Origin of the sequence: Psychrobacter celer, from assembly GCF_016107555.1 — a bacterium.
Taxonomy (GTDB): domain Bacteria; phylum Pseudomonadota; class Gammaproteobacteria; order Pseudomonadales; family Moraxellaceae; genus Psychrobacter; species Psychrobacter celer.
In genome coordinates this window covers 43,715-66,072 of record NZ_JABASU010000011.1, presented here as the reverse complement: position 1 = coordinate 66,072, position 22,358 = coordinate 43,715, and the positions used below count along the sequence as shown (strand labels likewise).

At 47.6% G+C, this 22,358-nt stretch carries 12 protein-coding genes; 5 read left to right on the top strand and 7 right to left on the bottom strand.

Translation table 11 applies throughout. From position 1 onward, the window contains the following. Positions 1-19: 19 nt before the first annotated feature. The 4 genes from JFC05_RS07050 to rsmG form a co-directional block, all read right to left on the bottom strand. Positions 20-748: a MotA/TolQ/ExbB proton channel family protein gene (locus JFC05_RS07050; protein ID WP_226941235.1), complete on the bottom strand. Its 729-nt coding sequence runs from the start codon at positions 746-748 to the stop codon at positions 20-22. Positions 749-799: 51 nt separating this feature from the next. Then, positions 800-1,933, bottom strand: coding sequence for a ParB/RepB/Spo0J family partition protein (locus JFC05_RS07045; protein WP_198336351.1), 1,134 nt, complete (start codon positions 1,931-1,933; stop codon positions 800-802). A 117-nt stretch (positions 1,934-2,050) separates the two neighbouring features. Further along, positions 2,051-2,830 (bottom strand): ParA family protein, encoded by a 780-nt coding sequence (locus tag JFC05_RS07040; protein WP_198336350.1) that lies wholly within the window; start codon positions 2,828-2,830, stop codon positions 2,051-2,053. Between the two features lie 150 nt (positions 2,831-2,980). Next, positions 2,981-3,697 (bottom strand): 16S rRNA (guanine(527)-N(7))-methyltransferase RsmG, encoded by a 717-nt coding sequence (gene rsmG / locus JFC05_RS07035; RefSeq protein ID WP_198336349.1) that lies wholly within the window; start codon positions 3,695-3,697, stop codon positions 2,981-2,983. A 318-nt stretch (positions 3,698-4,015) separates the two neighbouring features. On the opposite strand from rsmG, the gene JFC05_RS07030 reads away from it, so the two are divergent. The 3 genes from JFC05_RS07030 (at position 4,016) to JFC05_RS07020 (ending at position 8,843) form a co-directional block, all read left to right on the top strand. Further along, on the top strand, positions 4,016-6,766 hold the full coding sequence (locus tag JFC05_RS07030; RefSeq protein WP_198336348.1) for an ATP-binding protein: 2,751 nt from the start codon (positions 4,016-4,018) through the stop codon (positions 6,764-6,766). Between the two features lie 224 nt (positions 6,767-6,990). Continuing rightward, positions 6,991-8,106: a helix-turn-helix transcriptional regulator gene (locus JFC05_RS07025; RefSeq protein ID WP_198336347.1), complete on the top strand. Its 1,116-nt coding sequence runs from the start codon at positions 6,991-6,993 to the stop codon at positions 8,104-8,106. 89 nt (positions 8,107-8,195) lie between these two features. Then, a complete protein-coding gene (locus JFC05_RS07020; protein ID WP_075102129.1) occupies positions 8,196-8,843 on the top strand; it encodes a TerD family protein in 648 nt (215 codons plus the stop codon). A 169-nt stretch (positions 8,844-9,012) separates the two neighbouring features. Here the strand turns inward: JFC05_RS07020 and JFC05_RS07015 are convergent, their stop codons facing one another. Then, positions 9,013-9,996 carry an ion transporter gene (locus JFC05_RS07015; protein ID WP_198336346.1) on the bottom strand — a complete coding sequence of 328 codons (984 nt, stop codon included), beginning with the start codon at positions 9,994-9,996 and terminating at the stop codon, positions 9,013-9,015. Between the two features lie 657 nt (positions 9,997-10,653). On the opposite strand from JFC05_RS07015, the gene JFC05_RS07010 reads away from it, so the two are divergent. Beyond that, on the top strand, positions 10,654-11,295 hold the full coding sequence (locus JFC05_RS07010; protein ID WP_198336345.1) for an OmpW/AlkL family protein: 642 nt from the start codon (positions 10,654-10,656) through the stop codon (positions 11,293-11,295). A 260-nt stretch (positions 11,296-11,555) separates the two neighbouring features. Here JFC05_RS07010 and JFC05_RS07005 read toward each other — a convergent pair whose 3' ends face one another. Further along, a complete protein-coding gene (locus tag JFC05_RS07005) occupies positions 11,556-13,322 on the bottom strand; it encodes a 2-oxo acid dehydrogenase subunit E2 (RefSeq protein WP_198336344.1) in 1,767 nt (588 codons plus the stop codon). A gap of 25 nt (positions 13,323-13,347) precedes the next feature. Continuing rightward, positions 13,348-16,161 carry a pyruvate dehydrogenase (acetyl-transferring), homodimeric type gene (aceE, locus tag JFC05_RS07000; protein WP_198336343.1) on the bottom strand — a complete coding sequence of 938 codons (2,814 nt, stop codon included), beginning with the start codon at positions 16,159-16,161 and terminating at the stop codon, positions 13,348-13,350. A 734-nt stretch (positions 16,162-16,895) separates the two neighbouring features. Here aceE and JFC05_RS06995 point away from each other — a divergent pair. Beyond that, positions 16,896-22,202 (top strand): DUF11 domain-containing protein, encoded by a 5,307-nt coding sequence (locus JFC05_RS06995; protein WP_227697455.1) that lies wholly within the window; start codon positions 16,896-16,898, stop codon positions 22,200-22,202. Positions 22,203-22,358 lie beyond the last annotated feature (156 nt).

Here is a 22,358-nt window from a genome sequence, read left to right as displayed (position 1 = left end):
TGATAACCACTGACGCAGATTATGAGGTCATGGCTGCTTCAGCATTGACCTCCCCATGCATAGCAGGCGCTGAGTCTGCCGCGCCCTCTACTGCAGCAGAAGGAAACTGACGCATATCCGCCAGGTTACTATCTGCTAGCAGGTGATAGTCGTATAGCTCTTGAATCATCAAGCCCGCTTGGGTCTCAAACTGTGCATTGATATCAATGATACGGCGCTGAAAATAGCGATAGGCCACCAGTGCAGGGATGGCCACAATCATCCCTGCAGCTGTGGTTATCAGCGCTTGTGATACCCCAGCGGCTAGCATCGTCGGGTCCTGCATCGCGCCATCAGTAATCGCCAAAAACGATGAAATAATACCCAGTACAGTACCCAATAGCCCAAGCAGTGGGGCAATCGCGCCGATGGTGCCGAGCATGTTGATGTTTTTTTCTAACTGATGGATTTGCACACTGGCACGGTTTTGCATGTGCATGGTCATCGATTCTAGCCCATACTGGCGATAGAGCAGCCCTGTCGCTAGGATATCGCCTAATGGGGTTTTTTCTTTAACGTTCATCAGCTGAGTGCGGCCGATATCACCGTTTTCACGCAAGCGTGTGATTAGCTGTTCACGCAGTCTGCTTGGAACGATTTTGTTAAACTGTAAGGTATGACTACGCTCGATAATGATGACCAATGCCAAAATTGAGCACAATACAATCGGCGTCATCAACCAACCACCTGCCTTTACCAACTCCCACATATTGCTTCTCTTTTATGTTTTTTTAAATAGTTGTTATAAAGATGGCGCTTGTTAAGCCTGCGCTTCTATCTGTTTGATCAAAGCGGCCAGCTGGTCTTGACTATGAAAAAATATCTCGACACTGCCCTGCCCGTCTTTTTTGTGCTTAAGCTTTACTTCAGCGCCGAGCATATCTGTCAGGCGCTGGGTTAGACGCTCGACGTCACGTGATTGCACTTGCTCAGCACGGCTGACTTTTGGCGCAGGCTGGAGGATAGATTTTACCAGTTTCTCAGCTTCGCGTACCGTCATGCCGCCATCGATGATCTTTTGGGCGATGATCGGCTGCTGCTCAGAAGAGAGCGCCAACAGAGTACGCGCGTGCCCCATATCAAGCGCATTGTTGGCCAAATGATCTTTGACCGTATCATGCAGCTGGTTGAGACGCAGCAAGTTTGACACAGTGGTACGCGCCTTACCGACTACCTCAGCGATCATCGCATGGCTCATACCAAACTCGGTATGAAAGCGCTGCAGTGCAGCGGCTTGTTCAATCACGGATAAGTCTTCACGCTGGATATTTTCAATCAATGCTAGCGCAATCGCCAGCTCATCAGACAAAGCGCGTTCAATCGCTGGAATGACTGGCTTACCTGCCATCTTGGCCGCACGCCAGCGCCGCTCACCTGCGATGATTTCGTGCGTGACAAAATCCTCACTCTTATCCTCACTGGCCAGTAGTGGACGAATCACGATAGGCTGCATAACGCCATGCTGCTCGATAGACGACGCCAACTCTGCCAACGCCGTTTCACTCATATCACGGCGTGGCTGGTATTTACCCGCTTGCAGGCGTTTGACATCGATCTGTACCAAGCTGATTTGATCTTCAAGCGCACTATTGTCTGTACATGTGGTACGCGATTTGGCCGCTGCCTTGTTTGTAGCCCTTGATTTTCGGCCACTGCTATCAGGCGCGCGCGTTTGGGTTTTAGCAGCATTGGTACGCTTAGAGCGAGTCGCGACACTAGGCGCTTTTGCGTTCGTGTTTGATGGCGAGGTATCTGACGTGTCGACGGGCGCAGCATTGCTACGCGCAGCCATATCGTCTTGCAAGGCAGAGGCGGTAATTTGCTTTTCTTTTTTGATTGACCCTAATAAGGCATCTAAGCCTCGATTGGCCGCCAACCCTCTCTTTTTCGCCATGATTACCTATCCTCTAACACTAAAATAAAAGCCCATTTTTTACAAATGCGGCTTACTCATTACTTATAAATATGATAGTTACTGCTTATCTACTCTAACGCTGGCCACGCCGCGTTTTTAAGCGCTTTGCTTAATCACTTCAGCGGCCAGTTTTTGGTAAGCGCGCGACCCTTTTGACCACCTCTCATACGCAATCACCGGCAAACCATGGGCAGGTGCTTCTGCCAGACGAATGTTTCTGGGGATATGGGTTTTGTACATGATATCGCCAAAATGCGCCTCAAGCTCGGCTGAGACATCGCGTGCGAGTGTGTTACGTGCATCATATAGGGTTCTTACGACGCCGCGTATATAGAGATTTGGATTGAGCTCAGTTAAACGCTCAATAGTCTGCGACAAGTCGGCCAGCCCTTCTAGCGCATAGTATTCGCATTGCATTGGAATAATCACACCGTCAGTTGCCACCAAAGCATTGATTGTCAACAAATTCAAACTCGGCGCGCAATCGATAATCACATAATCATAAGCCGGTGTATTGGTAGCGGCTTGCTGCTCTACCAGCGCCGCCATGGCGTTTTTAAACAGCTCATGACTGTCTGTTTTGTTCATCAAAGTGATGTCCATACCTGCCAAATCTCGGTTGGCACCAATCACGTCAAACCCAGCAGGACTGGAGACAATCGCATCAGCCAGCGAGACGCCATCGAGCAGCACATCAGCGATGGTCAAGGACAGCTCGTTTTTATCGACACCTGTACCACTGGTCGCATTGCCTTGTGGGTCTAGGTCAATCAGCAGGACACGCTTGCGCTTAGCAGCCAAGCTGGCGGTCAAATTTACCGCCGTCGTGGTTTTACCCACGCCGCCTTTTTGATTGGCAATTGCTATGATTTCCATACACTCACTCAATTTTAATAGGATCTATTACGGTTATTCTCTTTTTTACTGACGCTTGCAATCACAACACCCTGCAACCTTGAGACTCATCAATATATGCTATTTGGATATCAAGGTAAACGATGTTTCACGACCGCACGGGCTCATAGCTTAGACATTTTTAGCAGACAATTCAATCAAATGACGACTATCATGTAAACGCGGCACTGTTAACTTTATGGTGTTGATACGCCAGTCATGCTCGAGCGCTTGCAGCTCTTCATCGCTTGGCACTTTGCCCTTCATCGCGCACAATCGTCCCTCTGCGGCCAGTCTTGGCTGTGCCACGTGGACAAAATCAATCAGGCTGGCAAAAGCACGCGAGGTCACCACCTCATAACTGGCCTCGTGCGCCTCGATACGAGAAGCAATAGGCTGCATATTATGTAGGCCAAGCTCACTACTGATTTGTTTGATAAAGCGAATTTTTTTCTGATTACTGTCCAAGGCTGTGCAAGTGCGCTCAGGCTGGCAAATCGCGATAATAACGGCTGGCAGCCCTGCCCCTGTACCGATATCTAACAGTGACCCTGACGGCAAATGCGGTATAATAGCCAAACAATCAATCACATGCTTGATCAGTGCTTCTTTGGGATCAGTGATGGCGGTGAGATTATACGCCTTATTCCACAATAAAAGCTGATCTAAGTACAATAATAGCATGCGCTGCTGCATCTCACTCAAAGACAAACCCAGCTCATTGATCGCTTGTGCCAACGTATCGGCCAGTGCTGGCAGCTGTGTGCCAAGTTTAACAAAGCCGGCCGGATCGATAGCGGCATGATTCACGCTGGTAGATGGTGAGGTTTTTTTGGCAGAAGCTGACATAAGGCGCATTATCCAGTTTTGACATGTGAACCGTTTATTTTATCACGCACTCCGCGTATTGAATAGTTGCAGATTGCCCCAATGTGAGACATCTTATACTATCTGCGCAGTCTTTGAGGCGTTATTGTTCTTTAATCATAGCAAACCGCTGAGTATTTACTGCTATCATACGCAGCAAAGACCGCAGCTTTATGATGAAATATACTAAAAAACCAATCGCTCATTTTTAAAGGCCGCATCCTAGACACCGATAATCAAACCGCCTCATAGCAACACTTCCCAATCATCAAAAACGCGACCAAACAAGACACTAATGATATGGTAACACCCTCGATTCAGCTGACCGACCCAGCAATAGACACCACCAAAGAACAGACAAAACACGCAAAAAAGGTAACACAGCTGCATCCACGTTTTTTAGAAGTGAAGCAGCACTGCCACCTAAGCGCCGCGCAATTGAAGCGCTACAGCGATCCTACGGCACTGCCAAGCGACACCCGAACTGCCCCTGATTTGGACGTGGGCTTTGGCCAGCAGCGAGCGCTAAAAGCATTGCAAACCGCCCTAGACATCAAGGCCAGTGGCTATCATGTGTTTGCCGCGGGCGAAAACGGTTTGGGCAAACGTACGGTCATCAGCCGTTTACTGACTCGCATCGCTGCCGATGCGCCAACGCCTGATGACTGGGTCTATGTGCATAATTTCGCTGATCCTCGTACGCCGCAAGCATTATCCCTACCTGCTGGACAAGCAGAGATATTGCAGCAGCAGGTGAGTCAATTGTGGCAGCAAGCCAAAAAACGCCTCAGTCAGCGTTTTCGCAGTGATCAATACCAAAGCAAAATAGAAGCCATCAAAAACGCCACCCATCAAAAAGAAAGCCAGGCTTATGATGTGCTCAATGCCGAAGGCAAGCAATACGACTTGGCTTTGACGTTTCGCTCGTTTGATAACAAAGCGGTGTTTGTCCATCCAAGTCAGCTCGCCGCCGATACCGCCGCTGAGCACACTCCCGCCAGCCCTAGGTCAGATAATCCGTACGCCGCAGCCAAGCCCAATGAGACGGCGCATCGTCGTGGCAAGCAAGACAAGGTGCTCTCTGGCGATGACGAATACGAAGCCGAGCTCGACAACTTCGTACAAAAAAACCACATGCAAAAGCGCCTAAGTCAGCTCACCATCGCACTAGAGCAATTAGAAGACGAAGCCAATGACGCCATCGAGGCACTGCATCGTGACATTGCACGCCGTGCCCTACAGCCGTTATTTGCCCCAGTTTATCAGCAGTTTGCAGCTCAGCCACAAGTCGTCGATTACCTAAAAGCCGTATCTGCAGATATGGTCACGCATGCCGAGCGCATCGTCAATGGCGATGATGAAGAGTTTGTCACAGCAGCGCTGGCCACCACTCCCAGTCGTTATGCGGTCAATGTCATCGTCAGTCACGCGCCAGACAGTGGTGCACCTGTGGTCTTTGAGGATTTGCCGACGCATCTAAATCTATTGGGCCATGTCGAGCAAATCACCCAGTTGGGCACAGTCACCACTGACGTCAGTATGATTCGAGCGGGCGCCCTACACCGTGCCAATGGCGGTTATCTGTTGTTGGAGGCCAGTCATTTACTTGAGCATCCTTATGCTTGGCAAGGCCTCAAACGCGCTCTGCAATCACGCAAAATCAAACTCTCTAGCCTTGAGCAAATGCTGACTTTGACGGGTAGCTTATCACTTGCGCCGTCACCCATTGACCTTGAGGTCAAGGTGATTTTGCTGGGCGAAGCTGACCTATATTACGAGCTTTTGGAGCTTGAGCCTGAGTTTGATGCCGTCTTTAAGGTGCGTGCCGACTTCCACGACGATGTGACGCGCAGCCCTGAGCACGAGTTGGCATTGGTGGCAAAAATGGCTGATATCATCGATCATGCTAGCCTTTGTCCATTCGATCGCAATGCACAGGCGGCGCTGCTTGAGCATTTGAGCTTACAAGCCGAAGACCAAGACCGCTTAAGCTTACACAGCGACTTGTTGATCAAACTGCTGCACGAGTCTGATCGCCATGCGCGCTTAGATGGCCAGCATATCGTTGATGCCCATCACGTCATGCAAGCCATTGAGGATATGGACGAGCGCTCAGGGTATCTGCGCGACTTATACTGGGATGAGCTAAAAAACGGCCAGCAGCTCATTCAAACCCAAGGTCATGCGGTCGGGCAAGTCAACGCCCTGACCGTGGTCAGCTATGCCGATAGCGAGTTTGGCATGCCAGCACGCCTCACCGCCGTCATTCAACCCAACATCGGCGCAGGTGAGATTCTCGATATCGAGCGCGATGTGGATTTGGGCGGTAGTCTACATGCTAAGGGCATGTTGATTATGACCAGCTATTTGCGGGCGCTGTTTAGTCAACACCACGCCCTTAACTTTAGTGCCTCACTTGCTTTTGAGCAAAGCTACGCGCAGATCGATGGCGACAGCGCCACGGTCAGCGAAGGCTGCGCGCTGCTCTCAGCCTTAGCAGATGTGCCAATCGATCAGTCCTTAGCCATTACTGGCTCCATGAACCAATTAGGTGAGGTACAAGCTGTCGGTGGCATCAACGCTAAAATCGCTGGATTTTTTGATGCTTGCCACGAGCAAGAACTGACAGGTCAGCAAGGCGTGGTCATCCCTGTTGCCAACATCCAGCAGCTGATGCTGCGCGACGACATCATCGCTGCAGTCAAAGCTGGTAAGTTTCATATCTATGGGGTGCAGAGCCTAAGTGAAGCGTTGACACTGATGACAGGACTGCCTGTCGACACCATGAATAAAAAAGGCCGCTATCGTAAAGACACGTTGTTTGGCAAAGTATTAAATCGCTTACTGCTGTGGGACGAAAACCAAAACGTCGATGACGATATTGAGGATAAAGACGCCAAGCAAACCGGCCAAAAAAAGCGCAAGGCAAAAAAGAAAAAAGACAAGAAAAAAAGACGTCAACATCAAGAAGAGAAAGATGAAAAAGGTAATGACGACTCAACCGCGGATATCACGACAGCTGATGAGTCGCCTGATATCTCCCAGCCCTGATGGTGACAGGCATTAGAGCATGGGCTGACGACCTGCTACCGTCGTTTATCATACGCTGCTCATCAATGATAGACACAACATAGATGTCAAGATAGACGTCAAGCTGCTTTTCTGCCATGATAACCGGCGACGGATTCATTAAAATACCAGCGTTAAAATATTAGCATTAAAATATCCATATCGATTGCGACATTGATTTGTGACTTCATAAAGGTTATCTCTGAATGACTGTACATCATACCCTCACAGATGAGCGAATAGACGAGCAGCGCACGAGCACCGATGCCCCTGCTGCAGAGACTCATCATAATAATCGTCATGGCGCGGCAACCACGGCGCGGCAGTGGCAAGTACTCTCACAGCTACAGCGCAATCGCTGGGTGGGAACGACGCACATTTACGAGCAGCTCAAACTTGCAGGGTTTGACATCAGTCTGCGCACCGTACAGCGCGACCTAAACGCCTTGTCCAAACGCTTTCCCATCGAAAAAAACAACGCCAACCCGCAAGGCTGGCGCTGGCGTGACGATGCCCCGCTACACAGCCTACCGCATATGAATCTATCACAAGCGGTGGCTTTTAATATGGTAGAGGCCAATCTCACCCAGCTATTACCGCCCGTGATTTTAGACGAGCTGTTTCCTTGGTTTGATTTAGCAAGACGACAGCTAAAAAACAGTAAAGTCACGCACTCTTGGATCGACCGAGTACGCATTGAGCCTGCTACTCAGCCCTTAATCGCCCCGCACATTGACCTCGAGAGCAAAGACAATCTGTATCACGCGCTTTTTTATCAATTGCAGGTCAAAGCCTGCTACACCCGTAGCAACAAAAATGAGGCCAGCGAATATACGCTAAACCCCATTGCCATCATTCAGCGCGGCGTGATTATCTATTTATTAGCGACCCGTACCGATGACCCAGAAGCCATCATTCGCACCTTTGCTCTGCACCGGTTTGATAGCGTTGAGATTTTAGAGAGTCCGGCACAAACGCCAGAGGATTTTCAGCTTGATACCTATTTGGAGGCAGGCAGTATGGGCTTTAGTCATCCGTTGTTTGGCGAGCTACCTGAGCGTGGCAAAAACACGGCCATTGAGCTACAATTCACCAAACAAGCTGGCAAGAGTCTGACAGAAAGTAAGCTTAGTGACGATCAAGTCGTCACCGTCAATGATGACGACACCCTAACCATCAAAGCCACGGTCAACCTAACCTCACAGCTGGTTTGGTGGTTACGCGGCTTTGGTAGTGGCCTGCTCAATGCTCATCCCGAGCTGCTATATCGAGCCGTCTTGGATAACAGCGCCAATAACGCCACTGATAATAAGCCTGATTAACTGGTGTTATTTTGTCTTAAGCGTTACAGACTCAAACCACGATAACATCCTCGAACCATTGCAACTCGAACCATTGTAAAAGGAACACTATGTCGACCACGACCCCATCGCCACTACTTTCCGACAGCTTAAGAGGACTAGGCTTAGATGCGGGGACTTTGTTTTTTGCGCTAAACTACGAATTTACCAGAATTGAGCCAAAGGGACTGCTAAAACGTTTTAAAAAAAACCAAGGCGCGATAGATATCGACATCGCGTGCGCGTTATACGATGACAATTGCACCATCAGCGATATCGTTTGGTTTAAGCAGCTGCGAGACAAAGCGGAGTCGGTACGCCATCAAGGCGATAGCTTAAATGGCAAAGATCGCGGTGAGCAGGCCATGTATTTGGCACCGCTTGATCAAGAGCAGATCAGACTGTATTTAGACAAAATTCCTGCGCATATCACCCATATCGCCATGATGGCCAACTCTTATCACGGCCATCCTTTTTCTCGAGTCAAAAAAGGCGAGATACACCTGAGTGATGATGAAGGCAATCGCTGTTTTGAAGTCAATCTCAAACAGCTGCCACGCGACTGCCAAACACTTTGGGTCGCTCATTTGCGCCGAGAAGTAGATGACTGGCATCTAACTTTGCAAAACTTACCACTGGCAGCAGAGGATTTGGCCACAGCCGCGCAGCAAGTCGCCTATGAACTGGCGCGCGCCCTTCCTATCCCTCAAGGCCTATAAAAAGCCTATAAAGAGAAATCAGCCACAGCGTTTGACTGCAGCCATTAAAACCAGAAAATGAGACCATAAAAATGAAATCGCAGGAATGGAGATGTAGAAATAAAGCTGTAAAACTACTAAAACACAAAACGGATAAAAAAGACTAGGGCGTGTTGAGTAGTGCACTGCTCTATAACGGCTCGCCGCAGTGCGGGCAGTAATTCTTTTGCCGCCTTTCCACCTCTCTTTCGCGGCGCTCAAGCTCTTGCTCACGCAGCACTTGTAAAACGATATTTTGCGCCTGCTCCTTGTCCAGCCCCAGCTCACGGCGAATCTTGTCAATCATCATCTGGTTTTGCACCAAATCAAAATCACTGTCAATCAGCTGCTCACGAAAATGCTGCTCTAACTCCTCGCGGCGCTGGGCCAGCTCATTGGCCAAACCAGTCGCCAAAATACCAGCTGGCAATGCCGCCAGACCCACACCCAATATGGTAATGATGGCACCCAATATCTTACCTGCATTGGTGATCGGTATGACATCACCATAGCCGACGGTCGTCAGCGTCACCACCGCCCACCACATCGCCTTCGGTATCGACTCAAACTCATCTGGCTGCGCGTGATTTTCGACCAAATAAATCCCGCTAGAGGCGGTGACAATCATGATAATCAAGATAAAGATAACCGCTTGAAATGAGCCTTTTTCTTTACTGATGACCACCAGCAAGATACGCATAGAGGCAAAGTAGCGGGTGAGTTTCAAAATCCGAAACAGACGCAGAATACGCAAGAAACGCAAGTCAATAGAGACAAAGAAGTTTAAAAAGGCAGGGGCGATTGCAATCAAGTCGATCATCGCCGACGGGCTTTTGAGCCACTCCCAGCGCTGACGCCAAGTGGTATTATCTGGTTTGGCTTCGGCCACACTCCACAGACGCAGCAAATACTCGATAGAAAAAATAACGATAGAGAAATTTTCAAACCAAATAAAATAGTCTTGATAAGGGTAATACCAGCTGTCTACAGACTCGGCAATCACAGCGGCGACATTGGTCATGATCAAAAAAATCAGGAAGTAGTCCACATAACGGCTAAACCGAGTGTCATGCTCATCGTTTTGCAAAATATCATAAACAAAAAAACGTAAGCGCCGTATAGATTGGAATAGCATGCTGACCTTATGCGGTAAAACCCGCGCGTGGATAAATAAAATAAATCGCCATTGCCGCAAAAAACATCACCGTGACCGCCATAATGCCAAAGCTGACCTAAAAGGCGTCGATCGGCGGCTGCGTGTTATCCACAGCTAGCGTGTGCCCTCAGATTATACAAAATTTTTATAGTAAATATAGACAGTTATCAACAGCGTAAAGGCAATTGCCAAGATAGCCGATCGTAAAAACCGTTCATCGACCTTTAACTGGTGGCTGATATTTTGGGCAGGCAACAAAAACAGATGGCACTCAGGACAACAGCCATCCACTTCATTTAATAGCTGCATCGTCCGTGCGTTAGTACAACGCAGAGGAGAGTTACTACAATAACCAAGCATAGTATGGCGCGCCTCCGTTTATAAAATAAAACCTTTATCCTTTACCTATCATCCACTTCTAAAAGTTCACAATACCTCAATATCGATAACTTTACGCAAAAATCTTGGTTTAATACTGAGAATAACCATTTATTACCTTACAGAAATTGTGGTTTTGTATTATAATGGCATTATAATGTTACAGATTAATCAATAATCATAATATTATGTATTGGTCACTACTGTCATCCCTCATTAGCTGACTGATAATCCTCTATTACGTTAAGGAATCAAACGATGAAACTACAATCCCTAGTTTTAGCCGCTGCTACTGCACTTACTATGACTTCTGCTTTTGCCGTTCCTGCTGGTACTTGGACAGTGGCCGCTGGTGCACACTATGTTGACCCTAAAAGCGACAACGGTACTGTATCTACTGTCTTAGGCGATTTTGCAGTTGACGTTGACGGCGATGTGCGCCCAACCATCAGTGGCGAATACTTCATCGCTGATAATGTTGGTGTTGAGTTACTAGCAGCCATTCCATTCCATCATGACATCACCCTAAAAGCTGGTGAAACTACTGTTGATGCTAAAACTCAGCATCTACCCCCTACTCTATCTGTACAGTATCACTTCGACGGCTATAACCTGCCTATGAATGTGAAGCCTTTCGTTGGTGTTGGTGTGAACTATACAACTTTCTTTAAAGAAAAAGTTTATATCCCATTAGCTGGCGATTATGACCTAGATCTTGATGATAGCGTTGGCGTTGCTGGTCATATCGGTCTTGACATCCCATATGCACCTACTGAATCTTTCCGTATCGATGCGCGCTACATGGACATCAAAACTGACGCTAGCCTAAACGGTGATAAAATTGGTGAAGTCGATATCAGCCCATGGGTATATGGCGTTGCGTTTGTAAAACAGTTCTAATAAATCTATCATAGCAAGTAAAGTATGCCAGATAAGAAGCCAGCCGATGTTCTGGCTTTTTTGTCTGTATGATTTGCTACAATCTGTTTATTCTAGTTTTTTATAATCAATCCACTATAATATTGGCGCACTTAATGTCATGTCACAAGCCCATAAAAAAAGACCATCCGTGCAGACAGTCTTTTTATAATACATAACCATTGATGCAATCTATCAGCCGCTATTAGCCAAACAGCACTCAAAAGTGCTGCCAGTCAGAGCTACAGCAAGATACGGCGCGGATCCGCTAACAAAGTCGTAATATAACGGGTAAACACTGCTGCATCAGCACCATTAATCACTCGGTGATCATAAGACAACGACAGCGGCAGCATCAAACGCGGCTCAAACGTCTGCTTGGTTTCGTTCCAGCGCGGCTGCATACTGGCTTCAGAAACCCCTAAGATACCCACTTGTGGCCAGTTGACCAGCGGCGTAAATGCCGTACCGCCTAAGTTCCCTTGGCTCGAAATCGTAAAGCTCGCGCCTTGCAAGTCTTTAGCGCCAAGCTTCTTATCACGCGCCTTTGCTGCCAGCTCACCTATCTCGATAGCGATCTGCTTAAGACCTTTATCTTGAACGTTTTTGATAACGGGTACGATAAGCCCATCATCCGTCGCCACAGCGATACCCATGTTGACGCTTTTGCGTACGATAATCTGAGTATTGTCATCGCTCAAATGACTGTTAAAGCGTGGATGCTGCGTCAAGGCATGAGCCGTCGCTTTTACCACAAAGGCTAGGATAGTAAAGCCAATACCTTCAGCTTTCATACCGCCTTTGAGCTCACCACGCAGTTTTTCAGTCTCAGTAATATCGGACAAATCAAACTGTGTGACTTGTGGCAGCAAGGTATTGTAGTTAAGCTGCGGTATAGAGACCTTTTGTAAGCGGCTTAAATCCTGAGTCTCAGTCTCTCCCCAAATCTCGGTATTACTCATATCGGGTAAGTTTGGCAGGCTTGCCTGAGCGCCAGCGCTGTTTGTCGGCGCCGCTTTTTGTTTGCTTAAGCTTTCTTTGACATGAGCAAACACATCTTCTTTTAAGATACGATCATTGAGCGCTGAGCCACTCACTTGAGTAATATCCACACCCATTTGACGTGCCAGCTTACGTACGGCAGGACCTGCATACACATCGACAAGCTTTTCATTCACTTGACTTTCTGTCAGCTTGCCACCGCTTTTGCTGGCAGCACTAGCGCCTGTCGCTTGAGCGCTTTGTTTTGGCTTAGCGGTCGACTGTGTTTTAGCACTGGCTTGCTGCTCACTGCTGCCAGCCTCGCTATCTGCTTTAGCTGACGCGGCTTCTGTTGCAGATGACTCTGTTTCAGACCCCTGTGTCTCAGATGTGCTATTGGTCTCATCCTCACCAATAATGACAATAAAATCTTGACCGTTGGCGACCATGTCGCCTGCTTCGACCAGTATTTTTTCGACCTTACCAGCGATGGGGGCTGGTACTTCCACCGAAGCTTTGTCCGACTCAATCAACAAAATCGATTGCTCAGCACTGACGGTATCACCGACACTGACCATAATCTCGGCCACTTGCGCTTCTTCAACACCTAAATCTGGCAATGCATGTGTACTGGCTGTACCCGCGCTCGTCGCAGGCTGTTTGGACTCTGACGAGCTAGCATCGCCAGCTTGAGACTCAGTTGTGGTCTCAGACTGTGCGCCAGCATCCTTTTCATCCGCTTGATTGCGGGTGTCATCAGTGCTCTTTTCACTGACTGGTGCTTTTGCTTGTGTATCGGCCGCAGCGCTCTCAAGCTCAATGAGCACCATGCCTTCACTGACTTGGTCACCAACAGCAACGCTGATTTTGGTGACTTTACCAGCAGCAGAGCTTGGTACTTCCACTGATGCCTTGTCAGACTCTAATAAAATGATATTGTCGTCTTTTTCGATGACATCGCCAACTTCGACCATAATTTCGCTGACTTCGGCACTATCGACACCCAAATCGGGGGCTTTAATGTCCATGGTTTATCTCCTCGTCTTATCGTTATTATTCTTTGACATCATCGTCATTGAGCAGCGTCGCGTCAGCTTGATCTTCGGCGCGGCCTTCATTACTGATTTCATCATCCTCTTCACTGACAAACTCAGGCACAGGGCTTGGGTTGATGTTGTCAGGAGCTGGTGCATCTGGGAAATGATCGTAATAAGGCTGCTGCTGCCATGCTGGCGGCTGATCGGCCTCAATCTCAAAGCTTGAGATGGCATCTTTGACCAAGCGCATTTCTACTTCGCCTTCATCTGCCAAGCGCTTGAGCGTCGCCACCACGATATGAGCGGCATCTACATGGAAGAAGCTGCGTAGTTTTTCGCGGGTATCTGAGCGACCATAACCATCAGTACCCAATGTAGTATAAGGACGGCTATCAGGTAACCAGCCACGTATCTGCTCTGAGTAGTTACGCATATAGTCTGTTGCCGCGACCACCACCCCTTTATGCGGTGCCAATTGCTCTGTGACCCATGGCACTTTTTCTTCATCCATTGGGTGCAAGCGATTGTAGTCATCACATGCCATACCGTCACGCGTCAGCTCATTAAAGCTGGTCACGCTCCAGACGTTTGCGGTGATATTAAACTCTTCTTTTAAAATCTTCGCCGCTTTTTGTACTTCGCGTAAGATAACTCCAGAACCAAGCAGCTGTACTTGGCTTGAGCCATTGTCTTCTAGCAAATACATCCCGCGCTTGATGCCTTCCTCTACGCCCTCTGGCATCGCTGGCTGCTCGTAGTTTTCGTTCATGAGGGTCAAGTAATAATACACGCGCTCACCCTCACCATACATCCGGCGTAGGCCATCATGCATGATGACCGCCAGCTCATAACCATAGCAAGGGTCATAGCTCACGCAGTTCGGCACGGTGTTAAACAAAATCTGCGAATGGCCATCTTGATGCTGCAAGCCCTCGCCATTGAGCGTCGTACGGCCTGCTGTCGCACCAAGTAAGAAACCTTGTGCCTGACAGTCGCCTGCCGCCCATGCCAAGTCGCCCACACGCTGAAAGCCAAACATAGAATAGTAAATATACAGCGGTATCATTGGCAAAGCGTTGATCGAATAACTGGTCGCCAGCGCAATCCAGGTACTCATCGCCCCTGCTTCGTTGATGCCTTCTTCCAACATGTGACCGTCGATGGCTTCTTTATAGCCCATCAGCGCTTCACTATCTTCAGGCGTGTATTTTTGTCCTGACGCCGAGTAAATACCTAACTGACGGAACATGCCCTCTAGGCCAAAGGTACGCGCTTCATCAGGAACGATAGGCACGACGCGATCTTGAATGTCTTTGTTTTTTAGCATCGCTGATAACAGACGGACAAACACCATGGTCGTCGACTGCTCTTTGCCATTACTACCTTTTAAGATACGATCAAAAATCGATAAATTAGGGATATTTAGAGGAATATGACCACTACGACGGTTTGGCAAATGACCGCCCAACGCTTCACGGCGACCTTTTAGGTACTTCATCTCAAGCGAGTCTTCTTTTGGACGATAGAACGGCAGCGTCTCAAGCTCTTCATCATTGAATGGCAAATCAAAACGATCGCGGAAATACTTCAATGACTCATGATCTAGCTTTTTGATTTGGTGCGATTTATTCACCGCTTGCGCTTGCGTCGAGAGCCCATAACCTTTGACTGTTTTGACCAAGACAACTGTTGGTTGACCTTTGGTCTTCATGGCTTCACTAAAGGCAGCATAGACCTTCATTGGGTCATGACCACCACGGTTTAGACGCGCGATGTCATGGTCAGACAGCTCATTGGCCATCTCTTCAAGCTCTGGGTATTTACCAAAAAACTCTTTACGGGTAAATTCAGGAGTACGTGCCTCATATAGCTGGTACTCACCATCGACCACTTCTTCCATACGGTGCTTGAGCACACCTGTCACGTCTTTATCAAGCAGTGTATCCCAGTTACCACCCCAGATGACTTTAATCACGCGCCAGCCTGCACCGCGAAATACCGACTCTAGCTCTTGAATAATCTTGCCATTACCACGCACAGGGCCATCGAGGCGTTGCAAGTTACAGTTGATGACCCAAATTAGGTTGTCTAGTTTTTCGCGGCCAGCAAGTGAGATGGCACCCAAGCTTTCCGGCTCGTCTGTCTCGCCATCACCTAAGAAAGTCCAAATTTTACGGCCTTCTTTTTCGAGCAAGCCACGGTTTTCCATATAGCGATGGACGTGCGCGTGATAAATCGACATGATCGGGCCAAGTCCCATAGAGACCGTTGGGAACTGCCAATAGTCTGGCATCAGATAGGGATGCGGATAACTTGATAAGCCTTTACCACCGACCTCACGGCGAAAATTATCCAACTGGTCTTCACTCAAGCGGCCTTCTAAATAAGAACGGGCATAGATACCTGGCGCGGAGTGACCTTGATAATAAACCATGTCACCACCGAAATGATCACTTGCGGCTCGAAAAAAATGGTTAAAGCCTGTCTCATACAGCGTGGCACTAGAGGCAAATGTCGCCAAATGGCCACCTAGATCGTCATCGTTTTTGTTGGCACGCATCACCATCGCCAGCGCGTTGTAGCGAATCAGCGCACGGATCTTACGCTCAATGGTCAAGTCGCCAGGATACATCGGCTCGTCCTCGACTGCGATGGTATTGATATAAGCAGTATCAAGGCGGTTGAATGGCAGGCCTTCTTGCACCGCCATATTGTATAAGGCTTTTAGTAAAAACTGCGCGCGATCTTTGTCTGCATGTTTGATCACAGACTCAAAGGCTTCAAGCCATTCTTGGGTTTCGGTGCTGTCAGCATCCTTGTAATAATTCATCTTTGTTTGTCCTTTTTATGAGTAGTTCCTGTTTACTACAGGGTTCGTTGTTTTGCTTAAATACTAGGGTAAGACTTACTGGTTATACAAAATAAGGTTAAAGCCTGCAATTAAAGGTTCTATATTACTTTATGTATAACCGTTATTCATTAATATAATGAAGAAACAGATAATTTTGCAACTTCCTTATGCTGCTAAAGGGTACTGTCTACAGATTTAAGTTTAAATGCGAGGCTGGCATGAGAGGACTTTGTCAATTGGTTTGAGAGCAATCACAATCTTAAAGTCAGTTTACATACAATCACTGAGCTCTATTATAGGCGCTTGTGAGCTAAATGTTTATGGCTATTAGTAAATACCCATACGTTAGGCATTTTTTAGAAAAATAGCCCATTTGATAATCGCTACTTTGTTAGCTCAGCAAAGCTTAGTGGTACAAAGAGTGATACTGGAGCTGCGCTTACGAATACTATTGATACGTTAGCACCTCAAGCAACTGAAACCATGCAATTTAAAGTCAAAATCAAAACTGCTAGGGTGGTTACTCCCTAGGTTGGTTACACCTACACCATAATTTTATTTTAGATTAAAACTATTACCTTAAACTGAATTTTCACTCTATAAGTATCTGCGGGTACTTATAGAGACCTTCTCTGGCTTCTGATTTAATTAAGCTAGGAGAGTTTCACCCCCATTTTGTTTTATTGGATAAGCGACACATGGCTCTATCTATTATGACACCGTCTAATCGTATTGCCTTACGTACAGCGAAGATATCTGCGCTGTCGTTTGCTATGTTGCTTATGCAATCAAATATCGCCATCGCAGCCGATGATATAAACCCAAATCTACAGATTATCAATAATATTGCTAACGCAAGCTATAACGTCAATAATAAAACTGACGTCAGCCTATCTAGCACCTCTAACCAAGTGCAAGTCAAGTCTTCTGCTCTGCCTGAGTATGGTATTGAGCTGACCCAACCTCTAATACAAACTGTTGAGCCTGGTACTACTGTCAACTGGATAAACGTCCTAAAAAACACCAGCTATAGTAATCAGACTGTCGAGCTGAGCCTTGACGTTGCTCCATCGCTTTCAAATGTCAAAGTCTATCAAGACCTAAATAACAACGGCATCATCGATGGTGAAGATAGCGAGATTATCTTCGATAACTTAAGCACCCAAATCAAGCTAGGACAGAGTGAGAGCATTCAGCTCATTGTCCAAGCACTTTCTGACGCCAATGCTCAGGACGGTGATACTGCCGAGATTCAGCTTGGCGCTGTGGTCACCGAGGATCCATCACTAAAAAAAGTCACAGCCACTGACAGCTTGGTCATTGTCAAACCAGATATCGGTTTCAAAAACGAAGCTTTCGATAGTGAGCCAACCTCTTCACAAATTGGCAAAAACGTCTATCTCGAAACCAGCTTTGCACAATGTAACCTGCAAAGCGATGAGAAAGACCAAGTATGGGTCACCATCAAGTCAGCCAATCCACCAGTTGGAACTGGTGACACTTATTCACTAAAAGCTATCGAAACCGGTGTGAACACGGGTAAATATCGCTTAGACGCCCCTACGCAAAATAATGCAAATGCAATTAACGATGCCATTATTCAGACACTAGAAGGCGACACGCTGACGGCTACCCTAGACGCCTGTATTGCCCCCTCTGTCGGATTGGATGAGCAACCTAGTGCGTCTGATCTCAATAAAATTGACCGAGATCTCAGCACAACCATCGTCATAAACGATACCTCCCCTACGCTACAGGTCACCAAAGAAGGTGATGTGAAAACTGCTGAGCTAGGCGACTATGTCAACTATACGATTAATATCAAGAATGATGGCAAATCTACTGCCTATAATGTTGAGTTAAAAGACGCGATGCCACGTGGCTTTGACTATGTGTCTGGTAGCTTGCGTGTTGATAACGCTAAAACAGACGACTTCACAGTAGAAGGCAAGTATCAAATCTTAGGTTTGGGTGATCTGGCAGTTAATGAAAGCAAAACAGTCACTTATCGTGTCTTGATTGGCTCTTCTGCCTTAGGTGGCGACGGTATTAACCGCGCCATCGCACAGGGTCGCGACTCTGAAACTGGTGGATCAGTACTGACTTCGATAGAGGCACAGTGGCCTATCGAAGTGAACCGTGGTGTCATGAATACCGATGGTATCATCATCGGTAAGGTCTATCACGATATCAACCGCGATGGCATCCAGCAAAAAGAAGACGGCGAGCTTGGCGTGGCAGGCGTGCGTATCTATATGGAAAACGGTAACTTCATCGTTACCGACCCTGAAGGTAAGTATAACTTCTATGGTGTCAGCGCTAAGACGCACGTGTTAAAAGTCGATCGCACCACTATTCCAAACGCTACAGAACTAGTGATTCAAAGCAACCGTAATACTGGCGATGCCGGTAGCCGTTTCGTCGATCTAAAATACGGCGAGCTGCATCGTGCTGACTTTGCTATCGTCGGTGGTATGGGTGATAGCACAGATCGTCTAAATGCAGAGCTGGTAGAGCGTAGCAAGACTATTAGTGCAAAGAATAATGCGCTAGAAGCTGCGGTAAAAAACAAACTGGCATTAGAGCCTATCTACGATCGCGATGACGATGACAACGTCGATGCCAGCGGCTGTAAGTCTAACGACGCGCTAGATCAAGGTATCCAATGTGATTCAGCTATCGTCAATGAGATGGTTAGTCCAGCTAACGAACGTATCGACCTAAAAGTCAATACTATCAATCAACCGAAAGAAAAAGTACTCGAAGAGTTTCTAAAAGAGGTTGCTAATAACGATGTTGCCTTTATTAATCTAAGCGAAGGCCAGCAGCTCAGCAGCTATAAGCAAATGGTACAAGTACAAGCGCCACTAGGCAGCAGCTTTACCCTTTATGCTAATGGCAAAGCCGTATCAGAGCAGCAAATCGGTAAAACCGCCGAGCAAGAAAAGCAAAAAGTAACCGCTTTTGACTATTACGCGGTTGATTTGAAGCGCGGCAGCAACACCTTGCGCGGCGTGGCAACTGACGTCAATGGCAAAGTCATCTCTGAGCAGACGATCAACGTCTTGACGCCAGATAGCTTGCAAGCGATTGACTATCGTACTCAAGATAGCTTAGTCCCAGCCGATGGCATGAGTGAATATCAAATCGTCGTCAGCCTAAAGGATCGTGATGGTCGTCCTTATGTCGCTTCTACGCCGATTACTATCGATACCAATATCGGCCGTATCAACCTAAAAGACGGTAGTAAAGAAGCGGCAGGCACCCAGATTACCGTCAAAGGTGGTGAGCTACTGATACCCGTCACCGCGCCAAGCGTACCGGGTAAAGGCGAGCTGGTCATCGATACCGGTAGCAGAAAACAAGTGATTCCGCTACAGTTTACCGCGCAGCTACGTCCGCTGATCGCGGTCGGTATTGTTGAAGGTGCGATCTCGCTTAAAGACTTTGATGGCGGTCAAATCACTGACGCTCAAGGTGCTTTTGAAAAAGAGCTGCATGAGATATCAGGTAATGACGATTATGCCGCTTCAGGCCGCGCCGCTATGTTCCTAAAAGGCAAAGTACGCGGTGATTATCTATTAACGCTCGCTTATGACAGCGATAAAAAAGGCGAGCGCCTGTTCCGTGATATCGAGCCTGGTGAGTACTATCCGGCCTACGGCGACTCTTCAGCCAAAGGTTTTGACGCGCAGTCAACCAGCAAGCTCTATGTGCGCGTTGATAAAGGCCGCTCGTTCGCCATGTACGGCGATCTAAAAACTCAAATTGATAATGATGAAGGCATCAAGCTTGGTCAATACAACCGTACTTTGACGGGCCTAAAAGCCCAGTATGAAGATGATAATACGCGTGTGACTGCCTTTGCCGCTGAGACCAGCACGTCACAGCGCGTTAATGAAACTCGCGGTTTAGGTATCTCAGGTCCCTACCCATTAGCTGAAGACTTCGATGCCGTGTTAGAGAACTCTGAAACTATCGAAGTGATCACTCGCGACCGTAATAACCCTGGCTTAATCGTCAACCGTGAGACCCTCACGCGTTTTGCGGATTATGAGATTGACCCAATCAGCCGCAGCTTATTTTTGAAATCGCCTATCGCTAGCCAAGACTTAGCGGGTAATCCTATCTATTTACGCGTCACGGTAGAAGTCGACGAAGGTGGTGACGATTATTTGGTTGGCGGCGTAGCCGTTAAGCATCAGCTCACGGATAAAGTCGCTATCGGCGGTAGCTATGTCAACAGTGATGATCCGCTAAATAAAGAACAGCTTGCTAGTGTTAATACCGTTATCAAGATGAATGACAAGCTAAAGCTGGTCGCTGAATATGCCAAAAACAAAGCAGAAAATCCCAATTACGACCCCAGCAATCAGATCAATAACACTGAGCTTACTGGCAATGACGTCGAAGGTGACGCTTTCAGAGTGGAGCTTGATTATGACGACAAGAAAAGTACCCGTGCCAAAGCCTATTATCATGATGCCGATACAGGCTTTGTCACTGGTGCGTCTCCGCTAACGGCTGGCCGTACCGAGTCTGGCGTAGAAGTCACTCATACCTTTAATGATAAAAACACCGCCTTAAAACTAGAAGGTGTACGCACAGAAGACCACGCCACTGATGCCAGCCGTGAAGGCGTACAGGCCAGTGTCGAGCAGCGCCTGAGTGAAAATGTCGTCGGTGAGATTGGCGTACGCTACTACAAGCAAGATGCTACTGCCGCTTCACGCAACACGCAAGCTGCCACAGATGTCGTAGACGTCACTGACGATACGTTATTTAACGATGACATTATCAACCAGTCAGCACTGAATGGTGTTAGCAATGCGGATAAAGACATCGAAGGCACCACCGCTCGTGCTCGTATTACCTCTCGCCTGCCCAAGCTAAATAATAGCTTGGTATTTGCAGAGTATGAGCAGGATATTGACAATAGCGAGCGCAACGCCACCTCTATCGGCGGTGAGACAGCGCTGGGTAAACTCGGTCGCTTGTACGCGCGTCACGACTTAATCAATAGCTTATCTGGCAGTTATGGCCTTGATGATACAGACGAGCGCCAACGTACTGTTGCTGGCTTTGATGCCACCTACATGAAGGATGGCAAGGTCTATAGCGAATATCGTATGCGTGATGCGATCAGTGCGCGCGAAGCAGAAGCCGCTATCGGTCTCAAAAACAAATGGTACGTGCAAGAAGGTCTGACCCTAAGCACCTTGTTTGAGCGCGTCGAATCACTAGAAGGCGAGACAGACAATACGGCGACCGCAGCGGGCATTGGCGTCGAATACTTAGCCCAAGAAAACTACAAAGCCTCAGGACGCTTTGAGAAACGTTGGGGCGAAACCAGCGACACCTTATTAGGAAGTGCAGGCATCGCCTATCGTTATACCGATGATATTACCCTACTTGCCAAAGACATCTACTCACAGGTCGACTATGATGATGGCCATCGCACCATCAACCGTTTTCAGTTAGGCGCTGCATACCGCGACTATGATAGCAATCAGCTAGACATGCTGGCAAAACTTGAGTACCGTTTAGACGACAATGCTACTGGCACTGACCAATATCAAAAAGATACAACGATATGGTCGTGGAGCGGCAACTACCATCCAACGCGCGCGCTCACTCTCTCTGGTCGCTATGCGGGCAAATATACCCAATACGACGCTGATGATATCGTCAGCGAAAACACCGCGCATGCTGCCTATGCACGCGGTTTATATGACATCAGCGAGCGCTGGGATATAGGTCTACAAGCTGGTACTTACTGGAACAAGCAAGCGGATGATATGTCATATATGCTTGGGGCAGAAGTCGGCTACAGCCCGATGACTAACCTCTGGTTATCACTTGGTTATAACTTTATGGGTTTTGAGGATGAAGATATCGCTTATAACGACAGTACGCAAGAAGGCGCATACTTCAGATTACGATTTAAGTTTGATGAGGATTTATTCAAACGCGAAGACCCACGCAAAAATAAGCGTTTGCCGAGCAACGCGACGCTATAATCTAACAAAATTGTCGTCGCTCTGAGCTGCGGCAATTTTTTCATTACTGTACTGATATTTTTCAGTTGGCTCATATATACTGATAAACGTTTGATATAGTGATTAGGGTATGTCCTGATATTGACAAATACTTAAAAAATAAAACCGATTGCCTGA

What these genes read in the sequence shown, in the direction of transcription:
- JFC05_RS07010 (WP_198336345.1), top strand. Translation starts at nt 10,654, where the DNA reads ATGAAACTACAATCCCTAGTTTTAGCCGCTGCTACTGCACTTACTATG.
- JFC05_RS07040 (WP_198336350.1), bottom strand. Translation starts at nt 2,830, where the DNA reads ATGGAAATCATAGCAATTGCCAATCAAAAAGGCGGCGTGGGTAAAACC.
- JFC05_RS07020 (WP_075102129.1), top strand. Translation starts at nt 8,196, where the DNA reads ATGTCGACCACGACCCCATCGCCACTACTTTCCGACAGCTTAAGAGGA.
- JFC05_RS07045 (WP_198336351.1), bottom strand. Translation starts at nt 1,933, where the DNA reads ATGGCGAAAAAGAGAGGGTTGGCGGCCAATCGAGGCTTAGATGCCTTA.
- JFC05_RS07005 (WP_198336344.1), bottom strand. Translation starts at nt 13,322, where the DNA reads ATGGACATTAAAGCCCCCGATTTGGGTGTCGATAGTGCCGAAGTCAGC.
- rsmG (WP_198336349.1), bottom strand. Translation starts at nt 3,697, where the DNA reads ATGTCAGCTTCTGCCAAAAAAACCTCACCATCTACCAGCGTGAATCAT.
- JFC05_RS06995 (WP_227697455.1), top strand. Translation starts at nt 16,896, where the DNA reads ATGACACCGTCTAATCGTATTGCCTTACGTACAGCGAAGATATCTGCG.
- JFC05_RS07030 (WP_198336348.1), top strand. Translation starts at nt 4,016, where the DNA reads ATGGTAACACCCTCGATTCAGCTGACCGACCCAGCAATAGACACCACC.
- JFC05_RS07025 (WP_198336347.1), top strand. Translation starts at nt 6,991, where the DNA reads ATGACTGTACATCATACCCTCACAGATGAGCGAATAGACGAGCAGCGC.
- JFC05_RS07015 (WP_198336346.1), bottom strand. Translation starts at nt 9,996, where the DNA reads ATGCTATTCCAATCTATACGGCGCTTACGTTTTTTTGTTTATGATATT.
- aceE (WP_198336343.1), bottom strand. Translation starts at nt 16,161, where the DNA reads ATGAATTATTACAAGGATGCTGACAGCACCGAAACCCAAGAATGGCTT.
- JFC05_RS07050 (WP_226941235.1), bottom strand. Translation starts at nt 748, where the DNA reads ATGTGGGAGTTGGTAAAGGCAGGTGGTTGGTTGATGACGCCGATTGTA.